The organism is Undibacterium sp. YM2 (genome assembly GCF_009937975.1).
Lineage (GTDB): Bacteria > Pseudomonadota > Gammaproteobacteria > Burkholderiales > Burkholderiaceae_D > Undibacterium.
In genome coordinates this window covers 2,983,219-2,996,608 of sequence record NZ_AP018441.1, presented here as the reverse complement: position 1 = coordinate 2,996,608, position 13,390 = coordinate 2,983,219, and the positions used below count along the sequence as shown (strand labels likewise).

At 49.5% G+C, this 13,390-nt stretch carries 12 protein-coding genes; 3 read left to right on the top strand and 9 right to left on the bottom strand.

Going from position 1 to position 13,390, the window contains the following annotated elements; all coding sequences use genetic code 11:
* Nucleotides 1–34 precede the first annotated feature (34 nt).
* The 6 genes from iscU to UNDYM_RS13520 all read right to left on the bottom strand — a co-directional run bounded on the left by iscU (nt 35) and on the right by UNDYM_RS13520 (nt 5,532).
* A complete protein-coding gene (iscU, locus tag UNDYM_RS13545; RefSeq protein ID WP_162041506.1) occupies nt 35–430 on the bottom strand; it encodes a Fe-S cluster assembly scaffold IscU in 396 nt (131 codons plus the stop codon).
* A gap of 82 nt (nt 431–512) precedes the next feature.
* Complete coding sequence (locus UNDYM_RS13540) at nt 513–1,766, bottom strand: IscS subfamily cysteine desulfurase (RefSeq protein WP_162041505.1); 1,254 nt, start codon at nt 1,764–1,766, stop codon at nt 513–515.
* Nucleotides 1,767–1,782: 16 nt separating this feature from the next.
* Nucleotides 1,783–2,265 (bottom strand): Fe-S cluster assembly transcriptional regulator IscR, encoded by a 483-nt coding sequence (gene iscR, locus UNDYM_RS13535; protein WP_162041504.1) that lies wholly within the window; start codon nt 2,263–2,265, stop codon nt 1,783–1,785.
* A gap of 104 nt (nt 2,266–2,369) precedes the next feature.
* On the bottom strand, nt 2,370–2,666 hold the full coding sequence (locus UNDYM_RS13530; protein ID WP_162041503.1) for a helix-hairpin-helix domain-containing protein: 297 nt from the start codon (nt 2,664–2,666) through the stop codon (nt 2,370–2,372).
* 123 nt (nt 2,667–2,789) lie between these two features.
* Nucleotides 2,790–4,301: an aldehyde dehydrogenase family protein gene (locus UNDYM_RS13525; RefSeq protein ID WP_162041502.1), complete on the bottom strand. Its 1,512-nt coding sequence runs from the start codon at nt 4,299–4,301 to the stop codon at nt 2,790–2,792.
* A 139-nt stretch (nt 4,302–4,440) separates the two neighbouring features.
* Nucleotides 4,441–5,532: a saccharopine dehydrogenase family protein gene (locus tag UNDYM_RS13520; RefSeq protein WP_162041501.1), complete on the bottom strand. Its 1,092-nt coding sequence runs from the start codon at nt 5,530–5,532 to the stop codon at nt 4,441–4,443.
* A gap of 174 nt (nt 5,533–5,706) precedes the next feature.
* Here UNDYM_RS13520 and UNDYM_RS13515 point away from each other — a divergent pair, with 174 nt between their 5' ends.
* Nucleotides 5,707–6,153 carry an Lrp/AsnC family transcriptional regulator gene (locus UNDYM_RS13515; RefSeq protein ID WP_162041500.1) on the top strand — a complete coding sequence of 149 codons (447 nt, stop codon included), beginning with the start codon at nt 5,707–5,709 and terminating at the stop codon, nt 6,151–6,153.
* Nucleotides 6,154–6,209: 56 nt separating this feature from the next.
* Here the strand turns inward: UNDYM_RS13515 and UNDYM_RS13510 are convergent, their stop codons facing one another.
* Nucleotides 6,210–6,542 carry a hypothetical protein gene (locus UNDYM_RS13510; protein WP_162041499.1) on the bottom strand — a complete coding sequence of 111 codons (333 nt, stop codon included), beginning with the start codon at nt 6,540–6,542 and terminating at the stop codon, nt 6,210–6,212.
* A 146-nt stretch (nt 6,543–6,688) separates the two neighbouring features.
* On the bottom strand, nt 6,689–7,003 hold the full coding sequence (locus UNDYM_RS13505) for a hypothetical protein (protein ID WP_162041498.1): 315 nt from the start codon (nt 7,001–7,003) through the stop codon (nt 6,689–6,691).
* Nucleotides 7,004–7,228: 225 nt separating this feature from the next.
* Between UNDYM_RS13505 and UNDYM_RS13500 the strand changes: the two genes are divergently transcribed.
* Nucleotides 7,229–9,298, top strand: coding sequence for a hypothetical protein (locus tag UNDYM_RS13500; protein WP_162041497.1), 2,070 nt, complete (start codon nt 7,229–7,231; stop codon nt 9,296–9,298).
* A 135-nt stretch (nt 9,299–9,433) separates the two neighbouring features.
* Nucleotides 9,434–11,944 (top strand): TonB-dependent receptor, encoded by a 2,511-nt coding sequence (locus tag UNDYM_RS13495; protein WP_232064064.1) that lies wholly within the window; start codon nt 9,434–9,436, stop codon nt 11,942–11,944.
* A 35-nt stretch (nt 11,945–11,979) separates the two neighbouring features.
* Here UNDYM_RS13495 and UNDYM_RS13490 read toward each other — a convergent pair whose 3' ends face one another.
* The gene (locus UNDYM_RS13490; RefSeq protein WP_162041496.1) at nt 11,980–13,362 is read right to left on the bottom strand and encodes an L-serine ammonia-lyase; all 1,383 of its coding nucleotides are present in this window, start codon (nt 13,360–13,362) and stop codon (nt 11,980–11,982) included.
* Nucleotides 13,363–13,390 lie beyond the last annotated feature (28 nt).

The following is a 13,390-nucleotide window of genomic DNA, read 5'->3' as shown; positions in this document are numbered from 1 at the left end:
GCCAATTTTCTTGACGCGAATCTTGAAACTAGTTTCAGGCGCTTTGTTCAGCGCCGTGCTTGTTTTTGTAATCCAGCACAGCAGCCTTGATTGCATCTTCCGCCAGGATGGAGCAGTGAATCTTGACCGGCGGCAGTGCCAGTTCTTCAGCAATAGCTGTGTTCTTGATTTCCAGTGCCTGATCCAAAGTCTTGCCCTTGACCCATTCAGTTACCAGGGAAGAGGAGGCAATTGCAGAGCCGCAACCATAAGTCTTGAATTTCGCATCCTGGATAACGCCATCAGCACCTACCTTGATTTGCAATTTCATGACGTCGCCGCAAGCTGGTGCGCCGACCATGCCGGTACCTACTGTGTCATCACCTTTTTCAAAGGCGCCGACATTACGTGGATTTTCATAGTGATCCAACACTTTTTCTGAGTAAGCCATTTTGATGCTCCTTGTTTTTCTTGCATGTATTTCTTACATGCGTTTCTCAAATGCGTTTTTTTAAATACACATTCAAATTGAATTAATGCGCAGCCCACTGGATAGTGGAGATATCAATGCCGTCCTTGTACATATCCCAGAGAGGCGACAATTCACGCAACTTGGCAACCTTGGTTTTCAGCAGGTCTATCGTAAAGTCGATGTCTTCTTCAGTTGTAAAGCGGCCTATGGTAAAGCGTATTGAACTGTGCGCCAGTTCGTCACTGCGACCCAGTGCGCGCAATACATAAGATGGTTCCAGACTTGCAGAAGTACAGGCAGACCCGGACGAGACCGCGATATCCTTGATTGCCATGATCAGGGATTCACCTTCAACATAGTTGAAACTGACATTCAGGTTGTGTGGTACACGGTGTTCCATGTCACCATTGACATAGGTTTCTTCAATTTCTTGCAAGCCTTTTGCCAGGCGGTCACGCATGGTGCGCACATGTGCCAGTTCGCTTTCCATTTCTTCTTTGGCAATACGGAAGGCTTCGCCCATGCCGGCAATCTGATGTGTTGCCAGTGTGCCGGAGCGGAAGCCGCGCTCATGACCGCCGCCGTGCATCTGCGCTTCAAGACGTACACGTGGTTTGCGGCGGATATACAGTGCACCTATGCCTTTTGGGCCATAAGTTTTATGGGCCGAGAATGACACCAGATCCACCTTGGTATTTTCCAGGTCGATATGCACCTTGCCAGTGGCCTGGGCTGCATCGGAATGGAACACGATGCCTTTTTCACGGCACAGCTCGCCAATTTCAGCGATAGGCTGGATGACGCCAATTTCATTGTTGACCCACATCACGGATACCAGGATGGTGTCGGGACGAATAGCCGCCTTCAGTTGTTCGACTGTGATGAGGCCATCATCACCTGGTTGCAGGTAAGTGGCTTCAAAGCCCTGACGCTCCAGTTCACGGACAGTATCCAGCACAGCCTTGTGCTCTGTCTTTACTGTGATGATGTGCTTGCCTTTGGATTTGTAAAAATTTGCCGCACCCTTGAGTGCGAGGTTATTGCTTTCCGTCGCACCAGAAGTCCAGATGATTTCACGCGGGTCCGCATTGACCAGGTCGGCCACTTGCGCACGTGCATCTTCTACGGCTTTTTCTGCATCCCAGCCGTACATGTGGCTGCGTGACGCAGGATTGCCATACTGCGCACGCAAGAAGGGAATCATCTTGTCAGCAACACGAGGATCGACCGGTGTCGTCGCCGAATAATCCATGTAGATAGGGAAGTGCGGTGACTTTAAAGTGTCGAGCAGGCTTTTTTCCAAAGGGGCGTTCATTCAAAACTCCAAATATTCAAGAGGCAATGTGATTGACATGCGTATGATGCATGACGACTACATGGTTTTCTGATGCTTTCTGTCTTTGCTGATTGACCAGGTCCTGGAGTGAAACAGAGTCCAGGTAATCGACCATTTTGGCGTTCAGCGTCGCCCACAGGTCGTGCGTCATGCAGTGCAGGCCATTTTCATGGTCGCTGCCATGGCAATTGCCTTTGCCGCCGCATTGCGTTGCATCAAGGGGCTCATCAACGGCGATGATAATATCGGCAACAGTCACATTTTGTGCCTTGCGGGCAAGATTATAGCCGCCACCGGGCCCACGCACGGATTCAACAATTTCATGGCGACGCAGTTTTCCAAACAATTGTTCAAGATAGGAAAGGGAAATATCCTGACGCTGGCTGATGCCCGCCAGGGTCACTGGTCCCTTATCCTGACGCAGAGCCAGGTCTATCATGGCCGTCACGGCAAAACGTCCTTTGGTGGTCAGTCGCATATGTTACTCCGGAGATACTCCACGCAAGAAAAAGCTGAATGCCCTGAGTTGTTGAGCATTTTGGTCAAGTATAACAAACTTGAGTAATTTTGTCAGGAATGGGCTTAGAGTGAGGAGGGTGATGCAAGATGGGCCTTACGCTCTGCGGTGTAGTGCCACCAGGCAAGAGGCGGATCACCGTCCATGAATTTTACTATGGAAATGAAAACGTCGTAGACGCAGGGGTCATGCCTGACTTTGGTCATGGCGCAAAGTTCATCATACATCTGGTAGGGATTGCGTCCCTTGAGTTGCTTTGGCTCGATAATCCCCAGCAGGTGCAAGTCAGCAACCGTTGCTTTGCCGACATTTGGCAGTTGCTCCAACTGTTTGATGTCGGTGCATGTAAGTGCTTTTTTCATGAGTCTTTTTGCCGCTCTGGTTGCGCGAATTCCTAGAATCGAAATTGTAAAACGAATTCTTGATGCTATAAATTAAAAGACCGCCATTTGGCGGTCTTTTAAAACTAAAAAATTTGACTTGGATCAAATATCAAAACTGATACCTTGTGCTAATGGCAAGGAATTGCTGTAGTTAAAGGTATTCGTAGTGCGACGCATATAGGCTTTCCACGCGTCAGAACCAGATTCGCGGCCACCGCCTGTTTCTTTCTCGCCGCCAAATGCGCCGCCAATTTCAGCGCCAGAAGGGCCGATATTGACATTGGCAATACCGCAGTCACTGCCAGCAGCAGAGACAAAGGTCTCAGCTTCGCGCATATCTGTCGTGAAGATAGAAGACGACAAGCCTTGCGGAACTTCGTTATTGAGGCTGATGGCTTGTTGCAAATCCTTGTAACGCACGATGTACATGATGGGCGCAAAGGTTTCATGGTGCATGGACGCCGTCTGGCTTGGCATTTCTACCAGGGCCGGGCTGACGTAATAGCCGCCTTCATTGCCCGTAATTACTTTGCGCTCACCGCCAAATACCTGGCCTTGCTCGGATTTGGCAACTGCCAAAGCACTTTGCATGGCATCAAAAGAAGCCGCATCGACCAATGGGCCGACCAAAGTTGTCTTTTCCAGAGGATTGCCGACTGGCAGGCCTGCATAGATTTTCTTCAGGCGCGGTACCAGGGTGTCATAAATACTGTCATGCACGAACAGGCGGCGCAGGGTGGTGCAGCGTTGTCCGGCAGTGCCAACTGCAGAGAAAGTGATGGCGCGAACGGCCATTTCCAGGTCGGCACTAGGTGCGACTATCATGGCGTTATTGCCGCCGAGCTCAAGGATGGTGCGGGTCAAACGCTTGGCGCAGACTTCAGCAACCTGACGGCCCATGCGGGTGCTGCCAGTGGCGCTGACCAGGGCGATGCGCTTGTCTTCTACCATTTGTGCGCCAGTATCTCGTCCACCGATAATCAATTCTGCCAGGCCAGCAGGGGCATCGCTGCCAAAGCGGGCGACTGCCTTCATGAACAGGGCGTGCGTGGCGATGGCTGTCAACGGCGTTTTTTCAGATGGTTTCCAGGTCACGCTATTGCCGCAAACGAATGCCAGCGCAGCATTCCAGGCCCAGACGGCAACCGGGAAATTGAAGGCGGAGATCACGCCAACGACGCCGATCGGATGCCATTGTTCCATCATGCGATGGCCAGGACGCTCAGACGCGATAGTCAGGCCATACAACTGGCGTGACAGACCAACTGCGAAATCACAGATATCGATCATCTCCTGTACTTCGCCCAGGCCTTCTTGCAGGATTTTGCCTGCTTCCAGCGTCACCAGTTGACCCAGCGCCAGTTTGTGCGTGCGCAGCTCTTCACCAAACAGGCGTACCAGTTCACCACGGCGCGGTGCTGGTACATTGCGCCATTGCAAAAATGCAGCATGGGCGCGATCTACGCGCTGCTTGACTTCTTCTGCGGTATCAGCGCGCAGGCTGGCCAGTTTTTTGCCATCTATAGGGGAAATGCTGTGTATGTCGCTACCCTGATAATCGCTTAAATTGATATCAAGCTCTTTCAGGATTGCTTGCAAAGTGGTGTTTTCCATCTTGTTTGCCTCGGTATGTTTTATAAAGGCAGGCTTTCTTTTGGAAAGCCTGCCTTTAAGTTTATTGGGTGGGTTTAATGTCAGTCTCTATATTGTAGCTCTGGCAGCGATCTTGTGCCCAGTGCTGCATCGCCTCTGATTAGGCGGAGTAGTATTGACCAAAGCGGTTTGCCAGGAAATCAGCCAGTACAGCTTGTTCCTGACGTACCAGACCATGTTGAGGCAATTTACCTGTCACCACCAGATCAACCATAGCGCAAATGCCGGAGGCAGTTGTCAGTTGTATGGCTGACAGCAATTGACCATTAACTTGTTGCGCATAGATTTTCTTGGCATAGGATTCTTGCTCCAGGCGGCCATCGCGCATGCCAACGACGCTGACAAACACCAGTACCACGTCCTGTTTTGTCATTGGGATAGCGGTTTCCATGACTTCTTTCAAAATTGGACGGCGTTCCAGTTTGCCCAGTTGCAGGTCGCGTATCAACATTTTGACGATATCGCGGTGACCAGGGTAGCGCACGGTCTTGTAATTCAGGTTTTGTACTTTGCCTTCCAGACTTTCGCACAAAGTGCCCAGGCCGCCGGAAGTATTGAAAGCTTCGTAGTCGATGCCGTCCAGGGAGAAATGCTCGATTTCTTCCAGGGCTGCGGTTTCACGCAATTCGCCATCAACAATCGCTTCACAAGGATTGCAATATTCATTGATCAGACCGTCCGTGCTCCAGGTCAGGTTATATTTCAATGCATTGTTAGGGAAGGTGGGCAGGGCGCCGACGCGCATGCTGACATCACGCAGGGTTTCAAAACGCTTTGCTACATCATTGGCCACGATGGAGATAAAGCCTGGTGCCAGGCCGCATTGTGGAACAAAGGCACAATCCGCACCTTCAGCCAGTTGTTTGACGATACGTGTGCTTTCTACGTCTTCAGTCAAATCAAAATAATGGGAATTGGCTTCACGTGCTGCGCCAGCGATGATGGGTGTTAAAAAGTAAGGACAGGCAGACATAGTCACTTTATGGCCGCGTATCAACTCGGTGACTGCCGCTTTATCACCCAGGTCAGCCTGGACAATGCGGGTATTGGGAAAACCTGCTTGTTCTACATATTTCAAACGTTCCGGGTCACGGTCAGCCACTGTGATTTCGTAATCGCCAGTATGGGACAGCAAATTGAGGATTGCGTCGCCAATTTTGCCTGCACCCAAAAGAATTAACTTAGTTGCCATGTCAGTCTCCAGTATCTGTTCGTGTTGTAAGTGAGTTGTAAATGAGTTGCAATTGAAAATATAAGATTGATACTGAAGTCTAGGCCTTAGTTTTGTCAGTTAATAGCGTCAAAGTTATCGTCATATTGTGTATTTGCGAGATAATATGTCTAAATAATTCGACATAATGACGATATGAAACCTGATCTTGATGAGATAGATGACAAAATCCTGGCATTGCTGATGGATAACGCCCGTTTGCCTGTGACCAGCATCGCCAAATCGGTAGGCATAGCACGAACGACCGTGATTGCCCGCATTGCTGCCTTGGAGAAGCGCGGTGTCATTGCCGGTTATGGGTTGAAGTTGAACCAGAAAATGGTGCAGCCTGCTGTCCGTGCGTATGTAGGCTTGTCAGTGGAGGCGCGCTACGCAGCGGGGCTGATCAAATATCTGCAGCAATTGCCAGAAACTGAGACGCTATGCGCAGTCAGTGGTGCCATTGACTATATGTTGACCTTGCGGTGTAGTAATACCGAAACGCTGGATAAATTACTGGATCAGATAGGTGCGCTGGATGGGGTCAGACAGACCTCAACCTCAATCATACTGAGTAAGAGGATAGATCGCGGTGCTCTTTAGGAATATGTAGGGGGCAAACCCGGATTTCATCATGGAATCCGGGTTGTGAGGAAAGGTTAAGTACTGCTTGCTGACTTGGCTTGAGATTTTTTATCATCGGAAGCCGTTTTCTTGGCGGGCGCAGGAGTTGTTTGCGCATTGTCAGAAAAACGCTGGTTTGATTGCTGCAGTATTTGCAAGTGCACTGATGCGCGATCGACCCCGCTACGGTCCAGTTGCAAAGGTGCTGGTGCTGCCGGTGTCTGTGCCTCCTGCATGATCTCTGTTGTCTTGTCCTGCTCGTCATGCTGAGTGGGAATGGAGGGCGCAAACATAAAATCCTGCGAAAAGGCAATGCCAGCCAGCAAAGTGGAAGACAGCAAACACAGGAAGATGGATTTTTTTAACATGATTGCCTGCAAATTAAGAAGTGCTGCGAATGTCAAAACAAATATCATTCATCACTACAAAACGAAACCGCATAGTGAATATGCAGTATGTGGTTGATGAGCGTTATGTTAATTTTTGCAAAAGTGCATCTTTTGGATAGCAGGGCTTAAACAAGCAATTGCGGTTTCTTGTGTACGCGCACTTTTGCCTGTTGAGTCTGTCTGTCGAGCTGGTCAAGAGCGAATTTTTCTTCTGCGCTGAGGCGTTTAGCCGCAATGAAGACGGTTTGCATCGTATTGCCAGTCTGTTCGATATCAAAAGCGATCTTTTGTTCTTCTGTCAGTCTTTGCGCTGTTATTGTGACTGTGGGGACACTTGTTTTTGCAGCAAGTTTATTAATATATGTAGCCACTGGCACTATGGTAGCAGCAAATACGCAAATGGTTAAGAGTGTTAAATTGCTTTTCTTAATGATATTCATTTTTTTCTCCCTGGTTTTCATTTGTTCTTGCAATGTGAGCACTTTAAGCAAGCTGCTCCCTGTCTGCCATGCGTTTGCGATGAAATGCAGAAAGTAAGGGATGAAATTCAAGAATTGAAACATGAGCAGTGAGGACTGCATTAAAAAAATCAGGTGATTTTTGCAATTTTCCGCAGGTGTGAGAGATACTGTAGCCCTGTCAGGAAACCAGGACTTGGAATCAGCATGCCAGCAAAACAGAACATAAAACAACTATTGGCAGTACTTGGCATTGTGCCTGCGCTGGCGCATGCCCAGTTGCAGGCTTGGGGTGATTACCCCGCATTACCCAGGCAGGCGGTGACAGGGCAAACCTCAGCGCTGACTGACCCGTATCGCTTCCTGGAGTCATTAAGCGACACGCAAGTCCGTTCCTGGATGAAAAAGCAGACGGACTTTAGTAATACTGTGCTGGCCCGCATCACTGGGCGCGATGGCTTGCTGAAGCGACTCAAAGTCTTGCAAGCTACCGAGTTTGGCACTGGTAGGCTGATCGAGGTACGTGGCATGCAGTTTTTTGCCCGCACAACGGCTGATAACCGACAACAACTATTTATGCGCAATGCTGCTACCAATGCTGAGCGTTTGTTATTACTAACCGAGCCTGGACAGAGCCTGGGCTTTTTTACCCCATCTCTCGATGGCAGTCATGTGGCTGTTGATATTGTGAACACAGGGCGCCAGCGGCATAGCCTGCGCATTATCAAAACCAGCGACGCTAGCATGCTGAAGGATAATCTGGATGCAATAGCCCCGGACAGCAATGAGGTAACCTGGAAGCCTGACTCGACTGCGATTTATTATCGCAAGGCACCCGCCAAAATTAGTGCCGACCGTGGCGCAGTCTGGCAACATGTACTGGGAAGCAAGCTGGAAACAGATTTGCCTCTCATAGGCCCTGGTGTCAGCAAAAGCCGGCGGTTTACCGCCACTGATGCGGTAGTAATTAAAAGTAATCAAAATTCTGCTTACCTGTTGGCCGAGGTTCAACACGGACAGAGTCAGGATCGAAGTTTGTATCTTATCAAGCAAGATCAGCTAAAGGGCGCTGCAACTGCCTGGCAAAAATTGGCATCACCTACAGATAAACTCAGAAATGCCTGGCTGGCAGGCGAGCAGATCTACCTCTTATCGGCAAAGAAGAAAAGTGCAGGAGCAATCCTGAAGCTGGATTTAAAAACACCGCAATTGAGTGCAGCCAAAGAAGTAGTACCGGCCAGTAGCGATGAATTGCTGAATATGGTGGTCGCAAAAAATGCGCTATATATTCATGCTGCCGAGGCTGGCTACAGTAAGCTCATCAAGACTGAATTGGATGGCAGTAAAAAAGAAGAGCTGACTTTGCCTTATTCTGGTCGTATCAGTGAATTGAACGCGGATGCAGAAACAGAGGGTGCGTTGTTTGTATTGGAAGCGGCAAATGCCGCCCCCTTGTCTTATCGCGCTTTGGCAGGAGGGCAAATCAGGAATGTAGAAGTTTTCCGTTCGCCGCAAGTTGGCTTTCATCGCATTGCCAGTAAAAACCTGAGCATCTCCAAGCCAGGCACTAATAAACAAATTGCACTGACGCTCTTCTATCCACAAGGTATGGAACTTGATGGCAAACATCCTTTATTGCTGACCATGGAAACTGGTACGGGTTTGTCGAAGCTGGCGAAGTTCGATGCCTTGCGCCTGGCCTGGCTGGAGCAGGATGCCGTGATGGCGATAGTCTATGTTCCTGCAAACGAGAATATCAAACAAAGAAGCGCTAATGATGGGCTTGATGAGTTTCTTGCAGCAGCTGACTATCTGGTGAGTGAAGGCTATACCAGTTCCGGGAAACTGGTTACGCAAGAGCCAAGTCCGGGTAAGCGCTGGCTGGCACAAGCAATCAGCCATCGTCCGGAATTATTTGCTGCGGTACAAAGTGCAGCTTTGCAGTCTGAGTCGACAGGTAATGGTAAATCTAAAAAATTGACTGCGGCAGACAAGGCCAAGCTTGTAAACGGCAATCCCTATCTTAGCTTGCGCGATGGCCAGCCTTATCCAGCCGCCTTGATCTCTGCACGTTTTGGTGTTGCCGATACACCAATTTGGATGAGCAGCAAATTCGTCGCACGCTTCCAGGCTGCAACGGTGAATAAGTCCAGGCCTGTTTTATTTCGTACTGATTTCGCTAATGTGTGGAAGGCGGATGCTCTGGCTGAGCAGGCAGATAACTGGGCATTCCTGCTTTGGCAGGCAGGGCAAAAGGGGTTTTCCTTGCAGCCCTGATGTAGGGCTGCCATCAATAGTTACTTATGATTTGTCCATATTTTCAAATGTCACCCTGAGGCCACACTTGGGGTGATATTTTTTGTCTATTCCACATTTATTGTATTATATATAATTAAATTGTGAAAATAGCAAATGTGTGAAGCTATGGATTATTTGCCTTTCCCCAAACCCTTGTTTTGTGTTTTTGCCCTATCTCTTTCCAGCCTCGCTGATCAGGCCAGCGCTGCTACTGAAACTATCATCAGTCCTCCGGTAGAAATCATAGGCATCACCGTCTTGCCTGGCACAGGTTTGAACAAGGAGCAGATCCCGACTGCTGTGCAGATTGCAAATAGTAAAGACATGGAGAAGAGTGGGGCGCTGAATATTTCTGACTTCTTCAATCGCTATCTGGGCAGCGTGCATGTCAATGACGTGCAGGGCAATCCCTTCATGAATGACGTAAACTACCGCGGCTACACGGCATCGCCCCTATTGGGTACCCCGCAAGGATTATCGGTTTATCTGGATGGCGTACGTCTGAACCAGCCATTTGGGGATGTGGTGATGTGGGATTTGATTCCAAAATCTGCTATTTCTTCCGTGACGCTGATGTCGGGATCAAACCCTTTATTCGGCCTCAATACACTTGGAGGTGCATTATCGCTGCAAACCAAAGACGGCCTGCACGATGCTGGAACTTCTCTGGAATTAGGCGCAGGTTCTTATGCACGTCGCAATGCCAGTATTGAGCATGGTGGGGCAAATCAGCAAGGTCTGGACTGGTACTTTACTGCCAATAATTATCAGGAAGATGGCTGGCGGGATGCATCCCCATCCAGGCTCAGGCAATTCTTTGGCAAGCTGGGCTGGCATGACAGCAAAAGCGAACTCAAACTTGGCTATGCATGGGCTAGCAGCGAGATGACAGGTAATGGATCTCAGGAGCAGCAGTTGCTGGACAATCGCTACAGTCGCTATTCCAGCGTATTCACGCTGCCAGATGTGACAAAAAACCGGGCCAGTTTCATCAACCTGGAAGCCAGAACCAATCTTGGTGGCACCTTGCAATTATCCGGAAATGCCTACTACCGTAATACCCATACTGCCACGACAAATGGTGATCTGAATGAGGAAGCTCTGGGTGAGTCTCTGTATTACACCGGACAAGCAGCGGATAAGAACTGGTTGCTGGCGCATGGCTATAACCCGGTGATTGAAAGCAGTAACAGCAGGACAAGTCCTCATTTTTCTTTCCCAAGCCTGCGCTGTATTGCCCAGGCTGGTACGAATACTGAGCCTAACGAAAAATGCACAGGCATTATTACCAATACCAGCACCCGCCAGCAAAATTATGGCTTCAGTGCGCAATTGAGTTCACTGAGCAAAGCGCCTGGATATAGTAACCAGATGGTTGTTGGTGCAGCTTATGATGCCAGTCGCGCCAGCTTTAATCAGGCCAGCCAGTTTGGCTACCTGAACCCTGATCGCAGCATCACTGCTGTCAATGCTTATGCAGACGGCACACAAAATTCTGAAAATGCTTTTGACCAGCGCGTCAATCTGGATGGGCAAACAAGAGCCTGGAGTTTGTTTGGCAGCGACACTCTGACGTTGTCAGACGCCTGGCATCTGACGTTGTCAGCCCGTTACAATAATAGCAGCCTTAAAAATACTGACCGACTCTACCCCTATAACAACGCCACTACCAGGGGTGCTCAGCGCAGTTCTCTGGATGGGGATCATGTTTTCAGGCGTTTTAATCCCGCTGTTGGTGTCAGTTATGTAGCAAATCCTGCTTTGAATATCTATGCAGCTTACAGCGAGAGCAGCAGGGCACCAACTTCCATAGAGTTGGGCTGCGCTGACCCTGACTTTGGCTGCCGCTTGCCAAATTCCATGGCGGGTGATCCGGCATTAAAGCAGGTGATTTCCAAAACCTGGGAAGCTGGCCTGCGTGGTAAATTGCCTGGCAAGATGGTATGGAACGCAGGTGTTTTCAGGGGAACAAACGAAGATGACATCCTGTTCGTGGCCAATTCTGCTGCAACTGGTTATTTCAAGAACTTTGGACAAACCAGGCGGCAGGGCTTTGAGGCAGGTATTGCAAGCAGTCAGGATAATTTTAGCTATGGATTGAACTATACCTGGTTGAAAGCAAGCTACCAGAGTGCGGATATCCTGGGTTCGCAAAATAACGGCCTGGCAAATGCCAGTGGCAATATCAGCGTTAAGCCTGGTGACTTGATACCGCTGATTCCCCAACAAATTTTTAAAGTCCATGCAAATTATGAGTTCAATGCGCAAACTTCAGCCAGCATTGAAGTGTTGGGAGTGGGCAAGAGTTTTGTACGGGGCAATGAAAACAATGCCCATGCACCTGATGGTCTGACAAATTTTGGGTCGGGTAATATTCAGGGGTATGCAGTCGTCAACGTGTCCGCGAGCTACAGGCCAAACCCGCAATGGAAATTCTCTGTCAATGTCAGCAACCTGTTTGATCAGCCTTATTACACGGCTGGACAGCTTGGCCCTTATGCGATCACCGCCAATGGCGGTTACAGCAATTCTGACGCCAAGGGGACGAGTTTCTACACTCCCAGTGCGCCACGCATGATATGGCTGGGCGTGCGTTACAGTTTTGGAGCTAAGGCTAGGGAATGAAGCACTATTGCAGTGCTTCATTTAAATTTGAGATATCAGCAGGCTGCGTAATTGACGGTAACCACATGCACCGCCAGGCCACCCAATGAGGTTTCCTTGTATTTAGCCTGCATGTCAAAGCCAGTTGCGCGCATAGTTTCTATCACGTCATCCAGGCTCACATGGTGTGTGCCATCGCTGCGCAATGACAGCGAAGCGGCAGTAATCGCCTTGACCGCGCCCATGCCATTGCGTTCTATGCAGGGGATTTGTACCAAGCCACCAATAGGGTCACAAGTCATGCCCAGGTGATGTTCTATACCAATTTCAGCGGCTGATTCGATTTGCTCATTAGTGCCGCCCAAAGCAGCAGTCAGTCCCGCTGCAGCCATGGCGCACGCTACGCCAACTTCGCCCTGGCAACCAATTTCAGCCCCAGAAATGGATGCATTGGTTTTGCATAGCATGCCTATGGCAGACGCTGCCAGCATGAAATTGCGTATGCCTTGTTCCGGGTGGCTGGGTTTGCAGTCTTCGGCGTAATAGCGCAGCACTGCCGGGATAATGCCAGCTGCGCCATTGGTAGGGGCAGTGACAACACGGCCACCAGCGGCATTTTCTTCATTGACTGCCATGGCATACAGGCTGACACGGTGCAAGCCATCATGTGGCAATACGTCGGCAGTTTCATTGGCCGCGCGCCACAGTTTGGCGGCACGGCGTTTGACATGTAAACCACCGGGTAATTCGCCGGACATTTGCAAGCCGCGTGAAATGCAACCCTTCATTACCGCCCAGATTTTATCCAGGCCGGCATCCAGCTCTTCATCGGTGCAATACACATTTTCATTGGCGCGCAGCATATCCGTGATGGATAAGCCAGTACGTTTGCCATGGGCCAATAGTTCAGCCATGGTCGCAAAAGGATAGGGAAGAGGTTTTTTGTCGGCGCTTTCAGTTTTATTCGTATTCGCCAGTTCGTCTGCTGAATAGATGAAGCCACCACCAGTAGAGTAATAAACTTTTTCAAAACTGCTGCCGTCATTGCGGGTCAGTATGAACTTCATGCCATTTGGGTGGCCGGGCAACACTTCTTGCTTGAACCACAGGATATCTGTAGCGACATCGAACTTGATGGGGTATTCACCCAATAAATTCAATTTCCCTGACGTCGCCAAGTTGGCGAGTTTTTCATCTACGCTTTCAGGTACCACGTCCTGTGGGGTTTCACCCATCAGACCCAGCAAGGTTGCTTTGTCGGTCGCGTGACCGTGACCTGTCAGGGCAAGAGAACCATATAAAGCAACCTGTATTTTGACAGCTTTGTAAAGATCGGCGGATTCTAGTAAAAAACGGCGTGCGGCAAGCATGGGTCCTACCGTATGGGAACTGGACGGACCCACGCCTATTTTAAATAATTCGAATACACGCATGTCCATCAATTCACCTCTTTTTACTAGTCTCTGA

What these genes read in the sequence shown, in the direction of transcription:
- iscU (WP_162041506.1), bottom strand. Translation starts at nt 430, where the DNA reads ATGGCTTACTCAGAAAAAGTGTTGGATCACTATGAAAATCCACGTAAT.
- UNDYM_RS13540 (WP_162041505.1), bottom strand. Translation starts at nt 1,766, where the DNA reads ATGAACGCCCCTTTGGAAAAAAGCCTGCTCGACACTTTAAAGTCACCG.
- iscR (WP_162041504.1), bottom strand. Translation starts at nt 2,265, where the DNA reads ATGCGACTGACCACCAAAGGACGTTTTGCCGTGACGGCCATGATAGAC.
- UNDYM_RS13530 (WP_162041503.1), bottom strand. Translation starts at nt 2,666, where the DNA reads ATGAAAAAAGCACTTACATGCACCGACATCAAACAGTTGGAGCAACTG.
- UNDYM_RS13525 (WP_162041502.1), bottom strand. Translation starts at nt 4,301, where the DNA reads ATGGAAAACACCACTTTGCAAGCAATCCTGAAAGAGCTTGATATCAAT.
- UNDYM_RS13520 (WP_162041501.1), bottom strand. Translation starts at nt 5,532, where the DNA reads ATGGCAACTAAGTTAATTCTTTTGGGTGCAGGCAAAATTGGCGACGCA.
- UNDYM_RS13515 (WP_162041500.1), top strand. Translation starts at nt 5,707, where the DNA reads ATGAAACCTGATCTTGATGAGATAGATGACAAAATCCTGGCATTGCTG.
- UNDYM_RS13510 (WP_162041499.1), bottom strand. Translation starts at nt 6,542, where the DNA reads ATGTTAAAAAAATCCATCTTCCTGTGTTTGCTGTCTTCCACTTTGCTG.
- UNDYM_RS13505 (WP_162041498.1), bottom strand. Translation starts at nt 7,003, where the DNA reads ATGAATATCATTAAGAAAAGCAATTTAACACTCTTAACCATTTGCGTA.
- UNDYM_RS13500 (WP_162041497.1), top strand. Translation starts at nt 7,229, where the DNA reads ATGCCAGCAAAACAGAACATAAAACAACTATTGGCAGTACTTGGCATT.
- UNDYM_RS13495 (WP_232064064.1), top strand. Translation starts at nt 9,434, where the DNA reads ATGTGTGAAGCTATGGATTATTTGCCTTTCCCCAAACCCTTGTTTTGT.
- UNDYM_RS13490 (WP_162041496.1), bottom strand. Translation starts at nt 13,362, where the DNA reads ATGGACATGCGTGTATTCGAATTATTTAAAATAGGCGTGGGTCCGTCC.